Annotated in this window: 1 rRNA gene; it reads right to left on the bottom strand. The window is 37.4% G+C overall.

The features are described from left to right. Window positions 1-176, bottom strand: a 16S ribosomal RNA gene (locus tag AC1DY0_RS19115); the annotation flags it as partial. Window positions 177-586 lie beyond the last annotated feature (410 nt).

A 586-nucleotide genomic window follows, 5' to 3' on the forward strand; every position in this document is an offset into this window, starting at 1 on the left:
ATACTATGAGGTATTAATCCAAATTTCTCTGGGCTATCCCTCTGTGAAAGGTAGATTGCATACGCGTTACGCACCCGTGCGCCGGTCTCTTGGTCCGAAAACCAATACCCCTCGACTTGCATGTGTTAAGCCTGCCGCTAGCGTTCATCCTGAGCCAGGATCAAACTCTTCATCGTATATTGTTTAAGCTGAATTTATTTCAGCTTCTTATTTATTTGACTGAAGGTCTAGTGGTTATTCTCAAATCTTCCGATTCTATTACTCTTATTTTATTTGTTCTGATTTTCATCAGAACGGCTGTCAATTCAATATGTCTAGGAACGTGTTCTTTTTGTTTTCTCGTCTCGTTTAACTCACATTGTGTGTCTCTCGAAGCGGGTGCAAAAGTAGTTATTCTTTTTTAACTGGCAAGTAAATTTTGAAGTTTTTTTGAAAAATTTATTTTTCGTTTTCTTCTCTTTTTCTCAGCAGTATTTCAAGGAACGTTACGCGTTTTGCGGGGTGCAAAAATAGCTTACGTTTTCGAATCTCACAAGCTTTTTTAAATCTTTTTTTGAAAATAAATTTTCGTTTCGATTTCGTGGGC

It is taken from the genome of Flavobacterium sp. P1_E4, assembly GCF_056405915.1.